Origin of the sequence: Glaciihabitans arcticus (assembly GCF_004310685.1) — a bacterium.
GTDB classification, from domain to species: Bacteria; Actinomycetota; Actinomycetes; order Actinomycetales; family Microbacteriaceae; genus Conyzicola; species Conyzicola arctica.
Genome location: NZ_SISG01000001.1, coordinates 2,571,284 through 2,592,462, shown reverse-complemented (window position 1 = coordinate 2,592,462; position 21,179 = coordinate 2,571,284). Strand labels below are relative to the sequence as shown.

The window sequence follows — 21,179 nt, the reverse complement described above, 5'->3', positions numbered from 1 at the left end:
ATTCTCCCCACATGCCGCATCACGACAGCGCCGCAGGCCCGAGGCGCGGGGTCATCCGCCCGGCGAGCGCCGCGTCATCCGCTCGGTGTAAATCAGCGGATCTCCGGCTGGTACACAAGAGCAGCCGGTAGCATCGTGTAAACCCGTCAGCCAACCAGGGGAGAGTCGTGGGGCTTCTGGACAGCTTCGAAAGAGGCCTTGAGCGAGCCGTCAACGGCGCATTCGCCAAGACGTTCAAAAGCGGTCTGCAGCCGATCGAGATCACGAGCGCCCTGCGCCGCGAACTCGACACGAAGGCAGCCGTGGTCTCCCGCGACCGCATTCTGGTGCCCAACCAGTTCACCGTGCGCCTCGCCCGTGGCGATTTCGAGCGGATGACCGGACTCGGCGCCCCCCTCACCGACGAGTTGACCGCGCTCGTGCAACAGCACGCTGCGGCGCAGGGGTACTCCTTTGCGGGCGGCATTTCCATCCGGTTCGAGCAGAAGCCCGGATTGAGCGAGGGCATGATCGAGGTCGCCTCGGTCGGCGCGCAGGGCAGTATCGCGTGGACGCCCATCGTGGACATCGCCGGCAAGCGCTACCCGATCACCCGCTCGCACACGGTCATCGGCCGCGGCAGCGACGCCGACATCACCGTCGACGACTCGAGCATCTCGCGCAAGCACGTCGAGATCCTCTGGGACGGCAAGCGCGCGCAGGTCAACGATCTCGGGTCGACCAACGGTTCGCTACTCAACGGCGAGAAGGTCTCGAAGGCCCCGCTGTCTCCCGATTCCGTCATCGACATCGGTCGCACGCGTATTGTGTTCCGCGTGCTCGCCCAATCTTCCGATGACCGTCTCGCCGGCTCCCGAACCGACGAGGCGGGCCGATGAGTGAACTGACCCTCTTCATCCTGCGCTTCGGCTTCCTCGGGCTGCTCTGGTTCTTCGTCTTCGCGGTCGTCTACGCGCTGCGCAGCGACCTGTTCGGCCAGCGGGTGCGTAAGCAGCCCGAACCGGCGGCAGCAGCCCCCGTCTATTCGGCACCGCCGGTCACCGTCGCGCCCTCCCCCGCGGCTCCCAGCCGGTCGACCAACTCGAGCTCGCTCGGTGCGACCCGTCTCGTGATCACCGGCGGCGCGAAGGAGGGGCTCGAACTGCCCCTCCCCTCCGAGCAGCTGACCATCGGCCGCGCGAGCGAGTCCGGTCTTGTCATCCGCGACGACTACACCTCGACACACCACGCGCGCCTGCTGCTCTGGCAGGACGGCTGGGTCATCCAAGACCTAGACTCGACCAACGGAACATTCCTCGACGGAACCCGCGTCATCGTTCCCACCCAGGTACCCGTGAACACGCCAGTCAAGATCGGCACAACGAGTTTTGAACTTCGGCGGTAGGTGAATGGCCACTAGCGGCAAGAGCGCGGCCGTCTCCCACGTCGGGAAGATCCGCGCCAACAACCAGGACAGCGGCTACGCCGGCTCGCACCTGTTCGTCGTCGCCGACGGCATGGGCGGCCACGCGGGCGGCGACGTCGCCTCGGCCATCACCGTCAACCGCGTCATCGACATCGACAAGCAGTTCTCCTCGGGCTCCGAGGCCGAGTTCGCCTTCCACGCCTCCCTCACCGCGGCCAACGCGATGCTCGCCGAGACCGTGTTCGACCACCCCGAACTGACCGGCATGGGCACAACGGTGAGCGGCATGCTTCTCGTCGATGGCCAAGCCGCGATCGCTCACATCGGCGACTCCCGCATCTATCTGCTTCGGGATGGCGAGCTCAAGCAGGTGACCTCTGATCACACGTTCGTGCAGCGCCTGGTCGACTCCGGCCGCATCACGGAAGAGGAGGCCGCCGTCCACCCCCGCCGTTCCGTGCTCATGCGCGTGCTCGGCGACGTGGATGCCACCCCCGAGATCGACACCTCGGTTGTTCCCGTCCGAGACGGAGATCGCTGGCTGCTCTGCTCCGACGGACTCAGCAGCTACGTGAGCGAGGACAAGATCGCTGCCGCCCTGATGACGAACCCGCTCGCCCAGGATGCGGCCGAGCGTCTCGTCAAGGACAGCCTCGACCAGGGTGCCCCCGACAACGTCACCGTCGTCATCGTCGACATCGACTCCGCCGAGGGCTCGGCGCACGTTCCCCCTCTCACGGTCGGATCCGCCTCGGTCCCGCTCGTGTTCGAGGGCGACACGGGCCGCAAGGCGATCCGGCTGCCGACGCTGCTGCTTCATCCCCTCAAGGCGACGAAGCCCGACGACAGCCACTTCGAACCGGAGTCAGACGGCTACCTCGACGAGCTGATCCTCGAGGACCGCAAGCGCGCCCGGCGTCGCCGCATCACCTGGCTCGTTGTGCTCGCGCTCATCGTCGCTGCGGTGGTCGCCGCCGCGGTGATCGGCTACCAGTGGACCCAGACCCGTTTCTTCGTGGGCGCGAGTGGCACCTCGGTCGCGATCTATCAGGGTGTGCAGCAGGATCTCGGGCCGATCAGCCTCTCCAACGTGTACCGCAAGACCGATCTCGGTCTCGACCAGTTGTCCGATTTCTCGCGCAAGGCGGTGATGGCGACGATCAGCGCCTCCGATCTCGCCGACGCCGAACGCATAGTGGAGCAGCTGGTCGATGCCAGCAATTAACGACGTAGCGACCGGCCCGGTGAACACATCCACGGGCCGCCTGAACCTGACCGGGGCGATCAAGCTGCGCCTGCGCGTGCCCGCACGCCTGCGCAATCTCGAACTCGTTCTGCTGGTCTTCGCCTGCACCATCAACCTCGCCGCGATCTGCCTCGTGCAGCTCGGTGCGCTCGGGGCCATCGACTCGAGCATCATCACCCTGGGCTTCGGGCTCACCGCGCTCGTCTTCGCGATGCATATCGTGATGCGGTTCATCGCGACCGAAGCCGACCCGTTCATCCTGCCGGTCGCCACCCTGCTCAACGGCCTGGGCGTCGCGATGATCTACCGCATCGATCTCGCCAAGGGCTTCACCGGCTGGGACAGCGCGGGCATCCGCCAGATCGTCTGGACCGCGATCGCGATCGCCATCTCGATCGCGGTGATCGTCGTCGTACGCAACCACCGCGTGCTGCAGCGCTTCCGCTTCGTGGCGATGTTCGCCGGCATCGTGCTGCTGCTGCTCCCCCTCCTGCCGGGTATCGGCGACGAGCGCTTCGGCGCACGCATCTGGATCCAGGTCGGCCCGCTGAGCTTCCAGCCCGGCGAGCTCGCCAAGATCGCGCTCGCGATCTTCTTCGCCGGCTACCTGGTGACCGCGCGCGACTCGCTCTCCATGGTCGGCAGGCGTGTGCTCGGGATGCGGTTCCCCCGCGCCCGCGATCTCGGTCCGATCCTCGTGATCTTCGCTGTGTCGATGGGTGTGCTCATCTTCCAGCGCGACCTCGGCACCTCGCTGCTCTACTTCGGCCTCTTCCTGGTGATGATCTACGTGGCCACGGGGCGCGCGAGCTGGATCGTGCTCGGCCTCGGCATGTTCCTTGCCGGCGCTCTCGTCGCCGCCCAGGTCCTCGCCTACGTGCAGGGCCGCTTCAGCGCCTGGCTCGACGCGTTCAGCCAGGTGAACTACGACCGTCAGGGCGGAAGCTTCCAACTCGTGCAGGGACTCTTCGGTCTCGGCAACGGAGGTCTCATCGGAACCGGACTCGGTGTGGGCCGTCCGAACATCGTGCCGCTCGCCGAGAGCGACTACATTATCGCGAGCCTCGGCGAGGAGCTCGGCCTGATCGGCCTGTTCGCCATCCTCTGCCTCTACCTGCTGCTCGTCGCCCGCGGCTTCCGCATCGGCTTCGCCGGGCAGGATGACTTCGGTCGCCTCCTCGGGGTCGGCCTCGCATTCGTCGTGGCGCTGCAGGTGTTCATCGTGGTCGGTGGGGTGACCCGCGTCATCCCGCTCACCGGTCTGACGACCCCGTTCCTCGCGGCCGGTGGATCGTCTCTCGTCGCCAACTGGATCATCGTCGCGCTGCTGCTGCGCCTGAGCGACACCGTGCGCAACCAGCCCCGGGCGGTGATCGAGCCGTGAACAAGGAACTCAAGCGCGTGAGTACCGTGGTGCTGCTCATGTTCCTCGCGCTGTTCGTGTCGACAAGCGTCATCCAGGTCGCCAGCGTCGACTCCCTCAAGGCCGACCCGCGCAACTCGCGCACCCTGTACGACAGCTTCTCGGCCGAGCGCGGTCCGATCCTCGTCGACGGCGTCGCGATCGCCGAGTCGACCCCGGTCGACGACGCGTTCTCGTACCTGCGCACCTACTCGAACGGCCCGCTGTACGCGCCGGTCACCGGCTACTTCACCCTCAACCAGGGCAACACCGGCGTTGAGGGATCCCTCAACGACTACCTGAGCGGGTCGGCGAACGAGCAGTTCCTCAACAAGCTCTACGGCATCATCACCGGGCAGGATCCGAAGGGCGCTGCGGTCGAGACGACCATCGACGCCTCCGTGCAGCAGGCGGCGTGGGATGCGCTCGGCAGCAACAGTGGAGCGGTGGTGGCCATCGTCCCGCAGACGGGTGAGATCCTCGCGATGGTCTCGAAGGAATCCTTCGACCCGAACCTGCTCGCCGTGCACAAGACCTCCGAGGTCATCGCCAGCTACGAAGCGCTCAGCGCCGACGCCGGCAAGCCGCTCGTCAATCGCGCGATCGGCGGCGACCTGTACCCGCCCGGGTCGGTGTTCAAGATCATCATGACCGCGGCCGCGCTCGAGAGCGGCGAATACACCCCAGAGTCCGAGTTCCCGAACCCTCCGCGCCTGACCCTGCCGGAGAGCAGCAACGTCATCCGCAATGCCGGCGGCAGCAACTGCGGTGGGGGCGAGAACGCGTCCATCGCGACCGCCCTGCGACTGTCGTGCAACATCCCCTTCGCTCAACTGGGACTCGCGCTCGGCAACGAGCGCGTTCGGGACATGGCGGAGGGCTTCGGATTCGGCACCTCGTTCGACCTGCCCATGGCGTCCACGCCGAGCCAGTACCCGCAGACCGCGAGCGACGCCGAGCAGATGCTCTCCTCGTTCGGCCAGGCGAGCGACCGCGTCACCCCCCTGCAAATGGCAATGGTCTCGGCCGCTGTCGCGAACGGAGGCACAGTCATGCAGCCCACAGTCGTCGAGAAGATCCTCGGCCCCGACCTGACCGTGCTGCAGCAGTTCGAGCCCACGGTCTTCAACAATCCGATCAGCCCCGAGAACGCCGACATCATCAAGCAGATGATGGTCGACGGGGTCGCCAACGGGGCCGCGAGTAATGCGAGAATTAGCGGGGTCGACGTGGGTGGAAAGACCGGTACAGCCGAGAACGGCGGCTCGCGGCCGTACACACTCTGGTTCACCGGTTTCGCTCCCGCTGACAACCCGCAGGTAGCGGTTGCCGTTGTCGTGGAGAACGGCGGCGGCCTCGGCCAGTCGGCGTTCGGAAACCAGATCGCAGCTCCAATAGCAAAGAAAGTCATAGAGGCGGTGCTAAGCAGATGAGACCCACAAGCGGCCTCACATTCGGGGGCAGATACCAGCTCTCCAGTCGCGTAGCGATTGGTGGCATGGGCGAGGTCTGGCAGGCGACCGACCTGGTGATCGGGCGCACCGTCGCGATCAAGATCCTCAAGGACGAGTACCTCGGCGACCCCGGCTTCCTCGAGCGTTTCCGCGCCGAGGCGCGCCACGCAGCCCTCGTCAACCACGAGGGCATCGCGAACGTCTTCGACTACGGCGAGGAGGAGGGCAGCGCCTTCCTCGTGATGGAGCTCGTGCCCGGCGAGGCACTCTCGGCAATCCTCGAGCGAGAGCGGGTGCTCTCCAGCGACCGCGTGCTCGACATCGTGGCGCAGACCGCGAACGCTCTCTCCGCCGCGCACGCCGCAGGTCTGGTCCACCGCGACATCAAGCCCGGCAACCTGCTCATCACGCCCGACAACCGCGTGAAGATCACCGACTTCGGCATCGCCCGTATCGCGGACCAGGTTCCCCTCACCGCGACCGGCCAGGTCATGGGCACCGTGCAGTACCTCTCACCCGAGCAGGCGAGCGGCCACTCCGCGAGCCCGAGCACCGACATCTATTCGCTCGGCATCGTCGCCTACGAAGCCCTCGCCGGCCGCCGCCCCTTCACGGGCGAGTCGCAGGTGGCCATCGCCATGGCGCAGATCAACGAGACCCCGCCCGAGCTCCCGGTCACCGTGTCGGAGCCCGTACGCAACCTCGTCTACTCCTGCCTCGCCAAGTCACCGGCCGATCGTCCCGCCTCCGCCGCCCACCTCGCGCGCGCGGCCCAGTCGCTTCGCCGAGGGGATGTCGCGGCCGCCGCCGCCGCCGTGCCCGGCATCATCGGCTCCGGTTCCCTCGCGGCGACCGTCGGGGCGAACTACGGGCAGCCCACTCAGGCCACGACCGTGCTCGAGTCGGCGACGCCGCCGACCGCCCCGCTCGAGGAGGTGCGTAAGCGCAACCCGTGGACCTGGCCGCTCGTCGCCCTCGTCTCGATCCTCGCCGTTGTGCTCGTCGCGGTCATCATCGCGCTCACCCTCAACCCGGATGAGGAGCCGGAGCCCGCTCCGACTACGCCAAGCAGCTCGGTGCCACCCTCGATCGAGCCCTCTCCGTCTTCGACGACCGTTCAGGTCGACGAAGCGGAGTTTGTCGGACTCACGCAGGCCCAGGCGAAGGCGAAGATCGAGGCCCTCGAGCTCGAGTTCCAGGCCCGCACGGGCGACGTCGCCCCGACGCAGGCCCAGAACGGTCTGTCCTACCGGGTGAACCCGACGGGTCGAGCGACCAAGGGTGACGTGATCGAGGTCACGTTCTACTCCGACCTCGCCGATCCGGCCAAGCCCGACCCCCTGTCGTCGGAGACCGTCGATCCGCAGCCCATCTCCACCGTGGTCACCGTGACGTGGCCGTCGTACGGCAAGTGCCCCGCGGGCCACCCGCTCACCGGGTACAGCTTCGAGGTGACGAACGGCACGGCGGCCAGCCCCAATCCGGTCGACGAGAACGCCACCTCGCTGGACATCACTCTGCGGGGCAACCCCGGAACGACGACCGTCGCCTATACCGCGCTCTGCGAAAAGCTTCCCTCCATCGTCTCGGACACCCTGACCTTCACCGTCCAGTGACCGCCGACCCGCACCCTCCGCCCAGGGCTCACCGGAGCCGGGCGGTACACTATCCAGAGCAATTTCGTGGAGTGACCGGAGATATTTCGTGACTGATGGCGTAGCCCAAAGTGTCCGCCTGCTCGCAGGCAGGTACCAGGTCGGCGACCTCATCGGCCGGGGCGGCATGGCCGACGTGCATGTCGGAACCGATTCCCGTCTCGGGCGCCGCGTGGCGATCAAGCTGCTTAAACCGCAGCTTGCCACCGATCCCGCATTCCGCAGCCGCTTCCGCCGTGAGGCCCAGGACGCCGCCAAGATGGCGCACCCGACCATCGTGCGCATCTTCGACGCGGGCGAGGAGACGGTGCGCGACTCCCTCGGCGCCGAGATTCAGGTTCCGTTCATCATCATGGAGTTCGTGGATGGTCGCCTGCTCAAGGACATGATCGCCCAGGGCCCGCTCGAGTCGGCAGAAGCCGTGCGCATCACCGAACAGGTGCTCACCGCACTCGAGTACTCGCACCGCGCGGGTGTCGTGCACCGCGACATCAAGCCCGGCAACATCATGGTGACGACCTCCGGCCAGGTGAAGGTCATGGACTTCGGCATCGCGCGGGCGATCTCCGAGTCCTCCGCGAGCATCGCCGAGACGAGCACCATCGTCGGCACCGCCCAGTACTTCTCCCCCGAGCAGGCTCGCGGTGAGGCGGTCGACGCCCGCACCGACCTGTATTCGATGGGCATCGTGCTCTTCGAGATGCTGACCGGTCGCGCCCCGTTCACCGGTGAGAACCCGGTCGCCGTCGCCTACCAGCACGTCAACCAGCCCGCGCCCCGCCCGAGCGCGCTGAATCCCTCCGTCTCCGCATCGCTCGATGCCGTGGTGCTGCGTTCGATCGCGAAGGACCGCTTCGAGCGCTTCCAGAGTGCCGCCGAGTTCCGCGCCGACGTCGAGTCGGCCGGGGCCGGCGCAGCTGTCACGCGCAAGCTGCCGGCCAACGATTTTAACTCGACGCTGTTCGGCGTCAACCCGACCGCCACGAGTGGGCAGGAGGCAACCCTCCGCCAGCTCTCCGCGGAGGAGACCGATCGCTCGGTCCGCACGCAGGCCCGACCGCCGGTGGCCTGGATCTGGGGCGGCATCGCCGTGCTCGCCGTCGTGATCGTGGCCGTCGGCTTCTGGGCGTTCAGCCTCACGCAGACCAGCTTCGGCGGAGAGGGTGTCTCCGCAACGGTGCCCGTCGTCGAGAAGCTCGGCTGGGACGAAGCTGCCGCCAAGCTCGAGACGGCGAAGCTCAGCCCGCAGCGAGTCGACAAGGTCGATGACAGTGTGCAGGCCGGCACCGTCATCAGTACCGATCCGCCCGCGGGCGTCACGGTACCGCCGAACACGTCGATCATTGTCTACGTGTCGAGCGGCGGGGCGAAGGTCAAGATCCCCGAGCTCGCCGGACTCACCCAGGCGGCTGCGCGCGACAGGCTCGAAGCGCTCGGCATCACGCTCGGCGTGACGACGACCTCGCACTCGGCGACCATCAAGAAGGGCGTCGTTATCTCTTCGTCCGTTCCGACCGGAACTCTCGTGACCCCGAGCGACACCACCCTCGACCTCGTGGTGTCCGATGGGCTGATTTCGGTGCCCGACGTGGTGGGCCAGTCGATCGGCGAGGCGACATCGGTGCTCAGCGGCCCCGACCTTCAACTGCAGGTCAATGCCGTACCCGACCTGAACTGCACCGGCGACAAGGTGAAGAGCCAGTCCATCAAGGGCGACAACCCCCAGCGGTCGAAGGTCACCATCTCCTACTGCGCCAAGTCCTAGCGAGTATTCGCCCGCTCAACCCATCCGCACGAGCGGCGTGAGACCCTTCGCGGTCTCCGCGGCTTCGGGCAGGCCCGCGACGGCGAGCCAGTTGCCGAGCATCAGGTAGCCACCCTCGGTGAGAACTGATTCGGGATGGAACTGCACGCCGTATACCGGGCTACTCGCGTGCTTCACGCCCATGATCACTCCCCCGGCGGTGCGACTCGTGACGACGAGGTCGTCCGGCACCGTGGAGTCGACGATCGCGAGCGAGTGGTAGCGGGTTGCCGTGAACGGGTCGGGCACACCGGTGTAGAACGCGCTCCCGTCGTGCTCGATGAGCGAGGTCTTGCCGTGCATCAGGTCTTCGGCATGGGTGACGACTCCGCCCATGGCCTCGGCGATGGCCTGGTGTCCGAGGCAGACGCCGAGCAGGGGTTGTCCCGATGCAATCGCGGCGCGCACCACGGGGATCGAGACGCCGGCGGATGCGGGAGTGCCGGGGCCGGGCGAGAGCAGCACGGCGTCGTAGTCCGCTATTGTCGCCGCCGCGTCATCCACAGCGAATGAATCGTTGCGAACCACGGTCGTCTCGGCACCCAGTTGCAGCAGGTATCCGTTGAGCGTGTACACAAAACTGTCGTAGTTGTCGACCACCAGTACTCGCGTCATTCGTCCAGCGTAACTTCCTCATTGTTCAACCACAGGTCGATGGCCGGAAAAACCCACGTGACGAGCACGGCGAGCACCGCCGCGACGAGGGCGAGAGCGAGAATCACGCGTAGCCATACGGGGCCGGGCAGGGTGCGCCAGATCCAGCCGTACATCAGTTGCCCGCCGCGTTCACGGTGCCGGCGATCTCGTCGGGGGCTCCCCCGGCGCGCGGCCACCAGCGGTCGTAGACCGTGTACACGATCATGCGCTCGGCGGTCGAGTAGAGCGGGTTGCAGGTGGTCAGGGTCAGCAGGCTCTCGGTCGGGGTCTCGTTCACGAAATGCGGAACCGACGCGAGCACCTCGCCCTGCGACGCACGCACATACTCGGTGTTGCGGTAGGTGTACTGGTACCAGCCGGCCTTGGTCTCCAGGAAGACGTGGTCGCCGACGACGAGCGCGTTGATGTTGTGAAACGCTCCGCCGTATGCGGAGCGGTGTGAGGCGAGCACCACGTTGCCGAGCTCGCCCGGAAGGTTGGTGGTCGGGTAGCGACCGATGCCGAGACGGCTCGTGTTGAGCACGTTGTGGCCGACCCCCTCGGCAACCGGCTTGCGGTAGTCGGCGCCGAATCGCGGGATGATGATGTTGGCCCAGGCCTCACCGTCGGCGAACTGCTTCGCAACGGGTGCGACTCCCGATTCATCTCCCTCGGAAGTTCCTTCGGGCTCCGCCGGTTCTTCTTCTGCCCACTCCTGCGAGAGCTCGTTGGCGGCAGAGGTCTGCGAGTTGCTGAACATCGCGTCGTTGTAATACAGCTTCCACCCGAGGAACAGCGCGATGAGCACACCGGCCGTGACAGCCAGCTCGCCGATGACGAGAATACCGGTCGAGCGGCGGTAGCTCTTCGCCCTCCGGGCGTCTCCCCGCCTGGCGACGGGCTGCGACTCGCTACTCATGCTTCCGATTCTACGGCGAACGTCGTGGCCGCCCACCCGCTCCGGGGTGACGGACAGGCGTTTAAGGCTAGGATTCTGGGCATGGCCCGTAGCACTGACCGCACCAAGTCCGAACGTCCCGTGAGTTCAACGTCGAGCGAGCCCGGACCGAACCCGGTGTGGTTCAAGCCGATCATGTTCGGCTTTATGCTCATTGGCCTCATCTGGATCATCGTCTACTACGTGAGCGACCAGCAGCTGCCCGTCGCCGACTGGAAGTACATGAACATCGTCGCCGGCTTCGGCATCATGTTCGTCGGCTTCCTGATGACGACGCGCTGGCGCTGAGTTCTCGCCAGCCCGGTCAAACACTGGCTAGTTACAGCCGTGTAATTATCCCCACTGTGGATTAACCTGTGGAGAACTTTCCCTCAGCTTTACTCAGGCGGCGATGAGCGTGATCGCCACGAGCGCGGCGGCGATCGCCACGACCCCGCCGATCTGCCAGCGACGCTGCGCCGGCGAGCGGGTCTGCAGGTAGACGTACGACACCGCGAGGCCCACAACGAGTCCTCCGACGTGGCCCTGCCATGACACATTCGGGATGATGAACCCGAGCACCAGGTTGAGCGCGATGAGGATCACCAGCTGGATCGTGTTGCCGCCCAGCTTGCGCTGGATCATGAAGAACGCACCGAATAGGCCGAAGATGGCACCGGATGCCCCGATCACTCCGCCCGTAGGATCCCCGAGTAGCAGCACCGCAACCGATCCGCCGAATGCGGACAACAGGTAGAGCGCGATGAAGCGCCCCCGCCCGAGCATCTGCTCGAGCTGCGGCCCGAAGATGAACAGGGCGTACATGTTGAACAGGATGTGGAAGATGGAGGTCTCGGAGTGCAGGAACGCCGAGGTGATCATGCGCCACGGCTCTGACGCCGTGAGGAACGGTGCGTAGGCGAAGTTCTGGAACACGAAGTCGCCGAGCAGGAACTGCAGCGCGAAGACGATCGCGTTCAGCACGATGATCGAATAGGTGACGACGGGCTTGGTGCTCGAGCGGCGGAACGCGGTGACGATCGCGGGCTTGCGCTTGGGCATCCGGGCTCGCGCCTCAGCTACACACTCGGGGCAATGCACCCCGACGGCGGCCTGTGTCTGGCACTCCGGGCAGATCGTCCGCCCGCACCGCTGGCACAGGATGTAGCTCTCGCGATCCGGATGCCGGTAACAGTAGTTGTTCGGATCCCGCGCGTCACTCACGAACGGGGACTAAACGGTGGTGATCGTGACGCTCTCAATGACGACGTCACTGAGTGGCTTGTCACGGCCGTCCGTCGGCACTGCCTCGATCGCGTCGACGACGCGGCGCGACTCCTCGTCTTCGACCAGGCCGAAGATCGTGTGCTTGGCCTGGAGCCACGGGGTCGGAACCGTCGTGATGAAGAACTGCGAGCCGTTGGTGCCCTTGCCGCCGCGCGAGCCGGCGTTGGCCATGGCGAGCACGTACGGCTCGTTGAAGTTCAGCTCGGGGTGGATCTCGTCGTCGAACTCGTAGCCGGGTCCACCGACGCCCTGGCCCAGCGGGTCGCCGGCCTGGAGCATGAACTGCTTGATGATGCGATGGAAGATCACACCGTTGTACAGCGGGTCATTGGAGACCTTGCCCGTTGCCGGGTGGGTCCATTCGCGGCTACCCGTGGCAAGGCCGACGAAGTTGTCGACGGTCTTCGGGGCGTGGTTACCGAGAAGGTTGACCGTGATGACGCCGTGGTTGGTGGTGATGGTTGCAACAGCAGTGTGGACAGACATAGCCCCAATTCTTGCATAGGGCGTAGCTGTGAGGCTGCGGTGACGTTCGGCTCCTCCACAAGTCTCTCCCAGCTTCATCGGTACTGTTGAAGCAAGCGCGTGACAGGATTGTCACGATTGCTGATCCCCACAGACGGAGGTTGTTCCATGGGACTGTCCCGCAAGCGCCAGCGCGAGTTCACAAAGCTCAAGCGCCAGGCCGAAGAACTCGTGCACGACCAGCGAGACGTTCTCGAGCACGCCACCCGAGTCGTTCGTGACGCAAGTCGCCAGGCTGCCAACTACGCCCGCGAAGACGTCGCCCCGCGCGTCAAGGACACGTACGAGGACCGCATCCGTCCCGTCGTGAACACTGGCGTCTCGGCAACGCGTCACGCGGCCACCTCGACCCGCGACAAGTTCGTCGATGACGTCTTCCCCGCCGTGACCTCAGCCCTCGGTTCGGCTCTCGCCGTCATCGAGGCCGCGAAGAGCCCGCACGTGCGCGAAGCTCTCGGACGCGCGACCAAGTCTGCCGCCAAGACCGCCAACGCGGTGGGCGTGAAGACCGGCCTCGTGCAGCAGAAGTCCGGACCCGGCAAGTACATCCTGATCGGCATCGGCGTTGTGGCCTTCGCCGGCATCGCCTACGCCGCCTGGCAGACGCTGCGCGCCGACGACGACCTGTGGATCGACGACGAGGAACTGCTCCCCGTCGACCAGGCCGACGTCGAGACGCCGACCGCCTAACCACGCCAACGAGAAAAGGCCCGCACATTGTGCGGGCCTTTTCTTGTTAGGACGTGGAGCCTAGGGGAATCGAACCCCTGACCTCCTGCTTGCAAAGCAGGCGCTCTACCAATTGAGCTAAGGCCCCGGTCGAAGAGTCCTTTTTTCATGGACTCCAGTGGGGGTACGTGGACTTGAACCACGGACCTCTTCGTTATCAGCGAAGCGCTCTAACCGCCTGAGCTATACCCCCGTTGGGCAGATACGAGAGTATCGCACCCGCACCCAGTTTCCCAATCGAGCGATGCTCGCTGAGAAAAAGTGGCTTAGTTGTTGGTGAATCCGACGAGGAGTCCACCGGTCAGTCGCACGCTGAGGTTGTACAGCAGGCTCGTGATCGCACCGAGGGCCGTGCCCACGATGATGTTCACGATAGCGACGATGATGCTGAAGAAACCGACCGTGCCGAGCGAGAGGTTCTTGGCGATGCTGAACCCGTCCTCCGTCAGGATGTCGATGAGCAGGGCATCCACCTTGTCAAAAACGCCCGTGGATTGCAGGACGAGGTAGATCAGGATGGTTGCGACGACGAGCACAACGCCCAGCGAAACCGCGACGAGGAACGACAGCTTGACCGTCGACCAGAAGTCGACGTAGACCAGCTTGAGGCGAACCTGCTTGGTGGCTACTGGCCGCTGCGACTTGCGCTGCAGCTTCTCCGCGACACTACTCATCTACTGACTCGTCCTTTCCAGGAGCTTCGACTTCCGTCACGCCCTCGGCGTCGACGGGTTCGTCGTCCTGACTAACTAGATTGCGCTCACTGTTCTTGGCAAGTGCGATGATCTTGTCGTCGTCCGCAAACCGGGCGAACACAACACCCATGGTGTCACGACCCTTGGCCGGAACCTCGGCCACCGAGGAGCGTACCACCTTGCCGCTGGCAAGAACCACAAGGACCTCGTCGTCGTCGCCGACGATCAGGGCACCCGCGAGATCGCCACGCGCCTCCTGCAACTTGGCCACCTTGATGCCCAGGCCGCCTCGATTCTGCACGCGGTACTGGTCGGCCGCGGTGCGCTTCGCGAAGCCACCCTCGGTCACGACGAAGACGAAACCGTCGTCGGTGACGACACTCGCGCTCAGCAGCTGGTCCTCCGCCCGGAAGTCCATTCCCTTCACGCCAGAGGTCGAACGGCCCATGGGTCGCATCGCCGAGTCGGATGCCGTGAAACGGATCGACATGCCCTTGCGGGAGACGAGGAGCACATCCTGGTCCTCCTCGACGAGCATGGCCGAGACAAGCTCGTCGCCCTCGCGCAGGTTGATGGCGATGATGCCTCCGGTGCGGTTGGTGTCGTACTCGGTGAGGCCGGTCTTCTTGACGAGGCCGCCGCGGGTGGCGAGCACCAGGTACTTGGCCGCCTCGTAGTCGCGGATGTCGAGGATCTGGGCTATCTCCTCCCCCGGCTGCATGGCGAGCAGGTTGGCGACGTGCTGGCCCTTGGCATCGCGGCCGGCCTCCTGCACCTCGTAGGCCTTGGCGCGGTAGACCCGACCGGTATTCGTGAAGAACAGCAGCCAGTGGTGGGTCGTGGTGACGAAGAAGTGCTCGACGATGTCGTCGGCGCGCAGCTGGGCGCCCTTGACGCCCTTGCCGCCGCGGTGCTGGCTGCGGTAGTTGTCGCTGCGGGTGCGCTTGATGTACCCACCGCGCGTGACGGTGAGAACCATCTCCTCTTCGGGGATGAGGTCTTCGACGCTCATGTCGCCGTCGAAACCGAACATGATCTCGGTGCGGCGGTCGTCGCCGTACTTGGCGATCAGGTCGGTGAGCTCTTCGCTGACGATCGCGCTCTGGCGCTCGGGGCTGGCGATGATCGCCTTGAACTCCACGATCTCGGCCTCGATGGCGTCGTGCTCGTCGATGATCTTCTGGCGCTCGAGGGCGGCGAGGCGGCGCAACTGCATGTCGAGGATGGCGCGAGCCTGCAGCTCGTCGATGTCGAGCAGCGTCATCAGGCCGTCGCGGGCCTCCTCGACGGTGGGCGAGCGGCGGATGAGAGCGATGACCTCGTCGAGCGCGTCGAGCGCCTTGAGGTAACCGCGCAGGATGTGCGCGCGCTCCTCGGCCTTACGCAGGCGGAACTGCGTGCGGCGGACGATGACCTCGATCTGGTGCGTCGCCCAGGCGGTGATGAAGCCGTCGAGCGAGAGCGTGCGCGGGATTCCGTCCACGATCGCGAGCATGTTCGCGCCGAAGTTCTCCTGCAGCTGCGTGTGCTTGTAGAGGTTGTTGAGCACGACCTTCGGAATCGCGTCGCGCTTGAGCACGATCACGAGGCGCTGGCCGGTGCGACCCGAGGTCTCGTCGCGGATGTCGGCGATGCCCGCGAGCTTGCCCTCCTTGACGAGGTCGGCGATCTTGAGCGCGAGGTTGTCGGGGTTGACCTGGTACGGCAGCTCGGTGACGACGAGGCAGGTGCGACCCTGGAGCTCTTCGACGTTCACCACGGCGCGCATCGTGATCGAGCCGCGGCCCGTGCGGTACGCGTCCTGGATGCCCTTCATACCGAGGATCTGCGCGCCGGTCGGGAAGTCCGGGCCCTTCACGCGCTGGATCAGCGCTTCGAGCAGCTCCTCGCGGGACGCCTGCGGATTCGCAAGGTGCCAGAGTGCGGCCTCGCCGACCTCGCGAAGATTGTGCGGCGGGATGTTCGTGGCCATGCCGACCGCGATGCCCACCGAACCGTTGACGAGCAGGTTCGGGAAGCGGCTCGGCAGAACCGTGGGCTCCTGGGTGCGACCGTCGTAGTTGTCCTGGAAGTCGACGGTGTCTTCCTCGATGTCCCGCACCATCTCCATGGCGAGCGGGGCCATCTTGGTCTCGGTGTACCGGTGGGCGGCGGCGCCGTCGTTTCCGGGCGAACCGAAGTTACCCTGCCCGAGGGCGAGCGGGTAACGCAGGCTCCACGGCTGAACGAGGCGCACGAGTGCGTCGTAGACCGAGGAGTCACCGTGCGGGTGGAACTGCCCCATCACGTCACCGATGACGCGGGTGCACTTGGAGAAACCCTTCTCGGGGCGGTAGCCGCCGTCGTACATCGCGTAGATCACGCGACGGTGCACGGGCTTGAGGCCGTCACGCACCTCGGGCAGCGCGCGACCGACGATAACGCTCATCGCGTAGTCGAGGTAGGAGCGCTGCATCTCAAGCTGCAGGTCGACCTGGTTGATCTTGTCGTGACGGGTGTCCACAACGGCGTCGACGAATTTCGGCTCGTTCTTCGGCGTTTCGGGTTCTGTTACATCGGCCATGGGTTAGTCCTTATATGTCCAGGAAGCGGACGTCTTTGGCGTTGCGCTGGATGAAGTTGCGGCGGGACTCGACGTCTTCACCCATGAGGGTGGAGAAGATCTCGTCGGCGGCGGCAGCGTCATCCAGAGTCACCTGGAGAAGAGTGCGGGTCGCGGGGTCCATCGTGGTCTCCCACAGCTCCTTGTAGTCCATCTCGCCCAGACCCTTGTAGCGCTGGATGCCGTTGTCCTTGGGCATACGCTTTCCGGCGGCGAGGCCTGCCTCGACGAGGGCGTCGCGTTCGCGGTCGCTGTAGACGTACTCGTGCTGAGCGTTGCTCCACTTGAGACGGTAGAGCGGCGGCTGCGCGAGGTAGACGTAGCCGAGGTCGATGAGTGGACGCATGTAGCGGAACAGCAGTGTCAGCAGCAGGGTCGTGATGTGCTGGCCGTCGACGTCGGCATCGGCCATCAGCACGATCTTGTGGTACCGGGCCTTCTCGGGGTCGAAGTCCTCGCCGACGCCCGCGCCGAACGCGGTGATCATCGACTGGACCTCGTTGTTGCCGAGGGCGCGATCGAGACGTGCCTTCTCGACGTTGAGGATCTTGCCACGCAGCGGCAGGATCGCCTGGAATTCGGGATTACGTCCCTGCACGGCCGAACCGCCGGCCGAGTCGCCCTCCACCATGAAGATCTCGGACAGCGCCGGGTCTTTGCTGGAGCAGTCGCGCAGCTTGCCGGGCATTCCGCTCGACTCGAGCAGTCCCTTGCGGCGGGTCTGCTCGCGCGCCTTGCGGGCGGCGAGACGCGCCTGCGAAGCCTGGATCGCCTTGCGGATCACGTCGCGTGCCTGCGTCGGGTTGCGGTCGAACCAGTCGCCGAGCTGCTGGCCGGCGACGCGCTGCACGAACGCCTTCGCCTCGGTGTTGCCGAGCTTGGTCTTGGTCTGGCCCTCGAACTGCGGTTCGGCGAGCTTCACCGAGATGACGGCGGTGAGACCCTCGCGCACGTCGTCGCCGGAGAGGTTCTCGTCCTTCTCCTTGATGATGTTCTTCTCGCGTGCGTACTTGTTGACGAGGGTGGTCAGCGCCGCCCGGAAGCCCTCCTCGTGGGTTCCACCCTCGTGGGTGTTGATCGTGTTCGCGTAGGTGTGCACGCTCTCGGTGTAAGCGTTGGTCCACTGCATCGCGACCTCGAGGGAGATCTTGCGGTCGCTGTCCTCCGACTCGAAGGCGATGACGTCGGGGTGGATGAGGTCGGCCTTCTTCGCCGTGTTGAGGTACTCGACGTAGTCGACGAGACCGCGCTCATACATGTACGACTCGGAGACCTCTTCTTCACCGCGTTCGTCGGTGATGGTGATCCGCAGGCCCTTGTTGAGGAAGGCCATCTGCTGGAAGCGTGCACGGAGAGTTTCATAGTCGAACTCGACCGTCTCGAAGGTCTCCTTGCTCGGCCAGAAGGTCTGCTGGGTTCCGGTCTCGTTGGTGCTCTCGCCCTTCTCGAGCGGTGCGACGGGCACACCGTTCTTGAACGACATGCGCCAGACGTGACCCTGGCGGCGCACCTCGGTGTCGACCTCGCTCGAGAGCGCGTTCACGACGGAGATGCCTACGCCGTGCAGTCCACCGGAAACGGAGTAACCACCGCCGCCGAACTTGCCACCCGCGTGCAGGATCGTCATCACGACCTCGACAGTGGACTTGTTCTCCTGCTTGTTGAGGTCGACCGGGATTCCGCGGCCGTTGTCGCGCGTGCGCAGCGAGCCGTCCTTGCGGATCCAGACATCGATGGTGTCGCAGTAGCCGGCGAGTGCCTCATCGACGGAGTTGTCGACGACCTCGTAGACGAGGTGGTGGAGTCCGCGCGGGCCGGTCGAACCGATGTACATACCCGGGCGCTTGCGCACGGCCTCAAGACCCTCGAGGATCTGGATCTGGTCGGCACCGTAGTTGTCGTCTGCTTCACCCTGGTGAAGAGCGGTGGGGTCTGCCGCCGGCGCTGCTTCGATCGGGGCTGCTACTTCGATCGGTGCCAAGCTGTCAATCGGTGCTGGAGTGGCGTCTTCCGGAAGGCCTTCAGTAGGGTTTGCTGACATCTGTAGTTGTCTCCTGACGCGTTCGATCACTCCGCCATTCGGAGGTGTGGTCCCAAGTGAGACGCGTCCGACGGCCACCGAACAGTCTACCAAGTTCTACCCCCTCAGAGGGGATATACGCCGGTCTGGGGACAGTTCGTCGCCATGTGACCGAATTTGCCCTACTAGCCGTAGGTATCGCGTGGGCCACGGCCTGGAATAGATCTGGGGCCACGTTTCCACGAAGGGGCGTTCGGTCCTTCGAAGCGTATGGACTGGATTCCGGCCTCCGGGTACCTCGTCGCAATGTGCGTGGTGATCGTGGTCTTCATCAGGCGCAGCTGTGTTGCCCAGGCAGTCGAGTCGCATTGCACAGTGAGGATGCCGTCCTCGATGCCCATCGGTGTCGAGTGCTCGGCCGTCTCCGCACCGGCGATATCGGCCCAGGCCAGCAGCAGCTCGGACTGTGCAAGCGGGGACGTCCACCCCATCCGTGCGGTCAGGCCGTCGATGATGTCGCCGAGTCCTGACGGGTCTCGGCCGGCGCCGAAGGGAACTGTCGCGCCATCCACCCTGATCGCGCGCTTGCGCGCGTCGCGCGAGGTTGCACCGGGCTGGCCGAAGATCCGGCGGAAGCGCGCATAGACCGCACGGGCCTCATCGGTCTCGCGCTCCCCAGAAGTTTCACGTGGAACATTGCTGTCGGTCACGCGTCCTCCTCGATCGCTCCGGCGCGGATACGCACGATGTGACCGGCGAGTTCGGCGGGAACGTCATCCAGTACCGCGGCTGTGATGAGCACCTGTTCGAATCCCTCGACCGCAGATGCCAGGCGAGCCCGGCGGGACTGGTCGAGTTCCGCGAAGACATCGTCGAGGATTAGCACCGGATCGCCGGATGGCGACTCGCGCCGCAGCACCTCGGCGGACGCCAGCTTCAGCGCGAGGGCGAACGACCAGGACTCACCGTGACTCGCATAGCCTCGCGCGGGCAACCCGTTGAGCTGGAGCACAAGATCATCGCGGTGTGGGCCGGCGAGCGTGAGGCCGCGATCGAGTTCCGCGCGACGGAGTCGCGCGAGTGCGGCGCGGAAGTGTTCTCCGGCGTCGGTGGCGCTGATCGATCCCCCACGGGTAGCCGCCTCGTCGAGCTCGGGCTCGGCGTCGCGAGAGTCGGTCGAGAGGATGCTGAGCAGGGTGGTGAGACTCGCCTCATGGTCGGCGCCGGCGATCGCCGAATAAGCCGCGGCCACCTCGGGCAGGAGTTCTGCGATGAGCTGGCTGCGCGCCTCGATGATGAGGGAGCCGAACTCGACCAGGCGCTCGTCCCAGATCTCGAGGGTGCTGAGCTGGTCGCCGCGCACGCCAGACGCTCGCGCGGACTTCAAGAGGGTGTTGCGCTGGCGGAGCACACGTTCGTAGTCGGTCATCACTGCGGAGAGTCGGGGCGAGCGCTGCACGAGCAGCTCATCCATGAAGCGTCGGCGGCCGGAGGGCTCCCCCCTCACGAGAGCGAGATCCTCGGGGGCGAACAGCACGCTCGAGAAGTAGCGCGGAAGCTCCCGGGTCTTGATCACCGAACGGTTGACCTGCGCGCGGTTGGCTCCCGAACGGTTGATCTGCACCTCGGCGAGCACCTGGCGATCACCATTCTCAAGGCGGGCCCGAACGATTGCCGAATCGCGTCCCTGCCGGATCATTGCGTGATCGGTTGAGACGCGGTGCGATCCGAGCGTGCTCAGATAACCGAGCGCCTCGACCAGGTTCGTCTTGCCCTGTCCGTTGCTGCCGACGAACACATTGGCGCCCGGCACCATCGCGACATCGACCGTCTCGTAGTTACGGAAGTCGGTGAGGTTGAGATGCGAGACGATCACGAGCTGCGCGCTCGCCTCAGCTCTTGCGGACGGCGTGCCCACCGAACTGCTTGCGCAGCGCAGCGACGGCTTTCATCGACGGAGAGTCCTGCTGGCGGGAGACGAACCGGGCGAAGATCGACGCACTGATCGTCGGAACCGGCACGGCATTGTTGAGTGCTTCCTCGACGGTCCACCGTCCCTCACCGGAATCCTCGACATAGCCCTCGATGTCCTCGAATTCCGGATCCTCCTCGAGCGCCTTGACCAGCAGCTCGAGCAGCCAGGAGCGCACAACAGTTCCGCGCTGCCAGGCCTTGAAGGTGCCCGTGACGTCTTTGATGATGTCCTTGCGGGTGTCGAGCAGTTCGTAGCCCTCGGCCCAGGCCTGCATCAGCGCGTACTCGATGCCGTTGTGCACCATCTTCGCGTAGTGGCCGGCACCGATCTCGCCGGCGTGCACGAATCCCTCGTCGCGCGGACCATCGGGGCGGAGCGCGTCGAATACCGGGAGTGCGCGCTCAACGTCGGACGCGTCGCCGCCGACCATGAGGCCGTAACCGTTCTTGAGACCCCACACTCCGCCGGAAACACCGGCATCGACATACTTCACACCCTTTTCGGCGAGCAGCGCCGAATGTGTGAAATCCTCGGTGAAGCGGGAGTTGCCACCCTCGATGACCAGGTCGCCGGCCTCGAGTACTCCGCCGAGCTCGGTAATGACACTCGCCGTGATGGCACCGGAGGGCACCATGACCCAGACGATGCGCGGTGTGGGGAGAGCTTCTGCGAGGGCGGCGAGGCTCGCGACATCCGAAACCTCGGGATTCGGGTCGTAACCCGTGACCTCGATGTCGTGCTCCCGCAGGCGAGCGCGCATGTTGTTGCCCATCTTGCCGAGTCCGATAAGCCCGATGTGCATGGTGG

20 protein-coding genes and 2 tRNA genes are annotated in these 21,179 nt (G+C 65.5%); 9 read left to right on the top strand and 13 right to left on the bottom strand.

The features are described 5' to 3' along the window. The first annotated feature begins 167 nt into the window (after positions 1–167). The 7 genes from EYE40_RS12615 to pknB all read left to right on the top strand — a co-directional run bounded on the left by EYE40_RS12615 (position 168) and on the right by pknB (position 8,927). On the top strand, positions 168–878 hold the full coding sequence (locus EYE40_RS12615; protein WP_130982270.1) for an FhaA domain-containing protein: 711 nt from the start codon (positions 168–170) through the stop codon (positions 876–878). Continuing rightward, on the top strand, positions 875–1,384 hold the full coding sequence (locus EYE40_RS12610) for an FHA domain-containing protein FhaB/FipA (protein ID WP_130982269.1): 510 nt from the start codon (positions 875–877) through the stop codon (positions 1,382–1,384). The genes EYE40_RS12615 and EYE40_RS12610 overlap by 4 nt, the downstream gene beginning before the upstream one ends. A gap of 4 nt (positions 1,385–1,388) precedes the next feature. Continuing rightward, the gene (locus EYE40_RS12605) at positions 1,389–2,630 is read left to right on the top strand and encodes a PP2C family protein-serine/threonine phosphatase (protein ID WP_130982268.1); all 1,242 of its coding nucleotides are present in this window, start codon (positions 1,389–1,391) and stop codon (positions 2,628–2,630) included. Beyond that, positions 2,617–4,035: an FtsW/RodA/SpoVE family cell cycle protein gene (locus tag EYE40_RS12600; RefSeq protein WP_130982267.1), complete on the top strand. Its 1,419-nt coding sequence runs from the start codon at positions 2,617–2,619 to the stop codon at positions 4,033–4,035. Before EYE40_RS12605 ends, EYE40_RS12600 begins: the two co-directional genes overlap by 14 nt. Next, positions 4,032–5,486 carry a peptidoglycan D,D-transpeptidase FtsI family protein gene (locus tag EYE40_RS12595; RefSeq protein WP_130982266.1) on the top strand — a complete coding sequence of 485 codons (1,455 nt, stop codon included), beginning with the start codon at positions 4,032–4,034 and terminating at the stop codon, positions 5,484–5,486. Before EYE40_RS12600 ends, EYE40_RS12595 begins: the two co-directional genes overlap by 4 nt. Next, a complete protein-coding gene (locus tag EYE40_RS12590) occupies positions 5,483–7,123 on the top strand; it encodes a protein kinase domain-containing protein (protein WP_130982265.1) in 1,641 nt (546 codons plus the stop codon). The genes EYE40_RS12595 and EYE40_RS12590 overlap by 4 nt, the downstream gene beginning before the upstream one ends. 88 nt (positions 7,124–7,211) lie before the next feature. Continuing rightward, positions 7,212–8,927 (top strand): Stk1 family PASTA domain-containing Ser/Thr kinase, encoded by a 1,716-nt coding sequence (pknB, locus tag EYE40_RS12585; RefSeq protein ID WP_130982264.1) that lies wholly within the window; start codon positions 7,212–7,214, stop codon positions 8,925–8,927. Between the two features lie 15 nt (positions 8,928–8,942). Here pknB and EYE40_RS12580 read toward each other — a convergent pair whose 3' ends face one another. The 3 genes from EYE40_RS12580 to EYE40_RS12575 are packed head-to-tail and all read right to left on the bottom strand — an operon-like array spanning position 8,943 to position 10,521. Continuing rightward, the gene (locus tag EYE40_RS12580) at positions 8,943–9,581 is read right to left on the bottom strand and encodes an anthranilate synthase component II (protein WP_130982263.1); all 639 of its coding nucleotides are present in this window, start codon (positions 9,579–9,581) and stop codon (positions 8,943–8,945) included. Then, positions 9,578–9,736: a hypothetical protein gene (locus EYE40_RS15525; RefSeq protein ID WP_193554512.1), complete on the bottom strand. Its 159-nt coding sequence runs from the start codon at positions 9,734–9,736 to the stop codon at positions 9,578–9,580. Before EYE40_RS15525 ends, EYE40_RS12580 begins: the two co-directional genes overlap by 4 nt. Continuing rightward, on the bottom strand, positions 9,736–10,521 hold the full coding sequence (locus EYE40_RS12575) for a class E sortase (RefSeq protein ID WP_130982262.1): 786 nt from the start codon (positions 10,519–10,521) through the stop codon (positions 9,736–9,738). The genes EYE40_RS15525 and EYE40_RS12575 overlap by 1 nt, the downstream gene beginning before the upstream one ends. Before the next feature lie 81 nt (positions 10,522–10,602). Here EYE40_RS12575 and EYE40_RS12570 point away from each other — a divergent pair, with 81 nt between their 5' ends. Next, the gene (locus tag EYE40_RS12570) at positions 10,603–10,848 is read left to right on the top strand and encodes a cell division protein CrgA (protein WP_130982261.1); all 246 of its coding nucleotides are present in this window, start codon (positions 10,603–10,605) and stop codon (positions 10,846–10,848) included. Positions 10,849–10,941: 93 nt separating this feature from the next. On the opposite strand, the gene EYE40_RS12565 is transcribed toward EYE40_RS12570, so the two are convergent. Together EYE40_RS12565 and EYE40_RS12560 are read right to left on the bottom strand one after the other, a co-directional pair. Further along, positions 10,942–11,601, bottom strand: a complete 660-nt coding sequence (locus tag EYE40_RS12565) for a rhomboid family intramembrane serine protease (RefSeq protein ID WP_338029031.1) — start codon at positions 11,599–11,601, stop codon at positions 10,942–10,944. Between the two features lie 171 nt (positions 11,602–11,772). Next, positions 11,773–12,312, bottom strand: a complete 540-nt coding sequence (locus EYE40_RS12560; RefSeq protein ID WP_130982259.1) for a peptidylprolyl isomerase — start codon at positions 12,310–12,312, stop codon at positions 11,773–11,775. A gap of 147 nt (positions 12,313–12,459) precedes the next feature. Here EYE40_RS12560 and EYE40_RS12555 point away from each other — a divergent pair, with 147 nt between their 5' ends. Beyond that, a complete protein-coding gene (locus EYE40_RS12555; RefSeq protein WP_130982258.1) occupies positions 12,460–13,041 on the top strand; it encodes a hypothetical protein in 582 nt (193 codons plus the stop codon). A gap of 54 nt (positions 13,042–13,095) precedes the next feature. Here the strand turns inward: EYE40_RS12555 and EYE40_RS12550 are convergent. From EYE40_RS12550 to gnd, 8 genes are all read right to left on the bottom strand, one after another. Then, a tRNA-Ala gene (locus EYE40_RS12550) sits at positions 13,096–13,168 on the bottom strand. 31 nt (positions 13,169–13,199) lie between these two features. Then, positions 13,200–13,273 (bottom strand) — tRNA-Ile (locus EYE40_RS12545). 73 nt (positions 13,274–13,346) lie between these two features. Continuing rightward, on the bottom strand, positions 13,347–13,754 hold the full coding sequence (locus EYE40_RS12540) for a DUF3566 domain-containing protein (RefSeq protein ID WP_130982257.1): 408 nt from the start codon (positions 13,752–13,754) through the stop codon (positions 13,347–13,349). Further along, a complete protein-coding gene (gene gyrA / locus EYE40_RS12535) occupies positions 13,747–16,338 on the bottom strand; it encodes a DNA gyrase subunit A (RefSeq protein WP_130982256.1) in 2,592 nt (863 codons plus the stop codon). The genes EYE40_RS12540 and gyrA overlap by 8 nt, the downstream gene beginning before the upstream one ends. Before the next feature lie 10 nt (positions 16,339–16,348). Continuing rightward, complete coding sequence (gene gyrB / locus EYE40_RS12530) at positions 16,349–18,418, bottom strand: DNA topoisomerase (ATP-hydrolyzing) subunit B (RefSeq protein ID WP_193554511.1); 2,070 nt, start codon at positions 18,416–18,418, stop codon at positions 16,349–16,351. 164 nt (positions 18,419–18,582) lie between these two features. Further along, positions 18,583–19,107, bottom strand: coding sequence for a DciA family protein (locus tag EYE40_RS12525; protein ID WP_130982255.1), 525 nt, complete (start codon positions 19,105–19,107; stop codon positions 18,583–18,585). Then, on the bottom strand, positions 19,104–20,273 hold the full coding sequence (gene recF, locus EYE40_RS12520) for a DNA replication/repair protein RecF (protein WP_130982919.1): 1,170 nt from the start codon (positions 20,271–20,273) through the stop codon (positions 19,104–19,106). Before recF ends, EYE40_RS12525 begins: the two co-directional genes overlap by 4 nt. Before the next feature lie 16 nt (positions 20,274–20,289). Next, complete coding sequence (gene gnd / locus EYE40_RS12515; protein WP_130982254.1) at positions 20,290–21,174, bottom strand: phosphogluconate dehydrogenase (NAD(+)-dependent, decarboxylating); 885 nt, start codon at positions 21,172–21,174, stop codon at positions 20,290–20,292. Positions 21,175–21,179: the final 5 nt, after the last annotated feature.

Bases quoted from the DNA above. Each gene is read 5' to 3' on its own strand.
- EYE40_RS12610 (WP_130982269.1), top strand. From the start codon at position 875: ATGAGTGAACTGACCCTCTTCATCCTGCGCTTCGGCTTCCTCGGGCTG.
- EYE40_RS12605 (WP_130982268.1), top strand. From the start codon at position 1,389: ATGGCCACTAGCGGCAAGAGCGCGGCCGTCTCCCACGTCGGGAAGATC.
- EYE40_RS12600 (WP_130982267.1), top strand. From the start codon at position 2,617: ATGCCAGCAATTAACGACGTAGCGACCGGCCCGGTGAACACATCCACG.
- EYE40_RS12590 (WP_130982265.1), top strand. From the start codon at position 5,483: ATGAGACCCACAAGCGGCCTCACATTCGGGGGCAGATACCAGCTCTCC.
- EYE40_RS12580 (WP_130982263.1), bottom strand. From the start codon at position 9,581: ATGACGCGAGTACTGGTGGTCGACAACTACGACAGTTTTGTGTACACG.
- EYE40_RS15525 (WP_193554512.1), bottom strand. From the start codon at position 9,736: ATGTACGGCTGGATCTGGCGCACCCTGCCCGGCCCCGTATGGCTACGC.
- EYE40_RS12575 (WP_130982262.1), bottom strand. From the start codon at position 10,521: ATGAGTAGCGAGTCGCAGCCCGTCGCCAGGCGGGGAGACGCCCGGAGG.
- EYE40_RS12570 (WP_130982261.1), top strand. From the start codon at position 10,603: ATGGCCCGTAGCACTGACCGCACCAAGTCCGAACGTCCCGTGAGTTCA.
- EYE40_RS12565 (WP_338029031.1), bottom strand. From the start codon at position 11,601: ATGCCCAAGCGCAAGCCCGCGATCGTCACCGCGTTCCGCCGCTCGAGC.
- EYE40_RS12560 (WP_130982259.1), bottom strand. From the start codon at position 12,312: ATGTCTGTCCACACTGCTGTTGCAACCATCACCACCAACCACGGCGTC.
- EYE40_RS12555 (WP_130982258.1), top strand. From the start codon at position 12,460: ATGGGACTGTCCCGCAAGCGCCAGCGCGAGTTCACAAAGCTCAAGCGC.
- EYE40_RS12540 (WP_130982257.1), bottom strand. From the start codon at position 13,754: ATGAGTAGTGTCGCGGAGAAGCTGCAGCGCAAGTCGCAGCGGCCAGTA.
- gyrA (WP_130982256.1), bottom strand. From the start codon at position 16,338: ATGGCCGATGTAACAGAACCCGAAACGCCGAAGAACGAGCCGAAATTC.
- gyrB (WP_193554511.1), bottom strand. From the start codon at position 18,418: ATGTCAGCAAACCCTACTGAAGGCCTTCCGGAAGACGCCACTCCAGCA.
- gnd (WP_130982254.1), bottom strand. From the start codon at position 21,174: ATGCACATCGGGCTTATCGGACTCGGCAAGATGGGCAACAACATGCGC.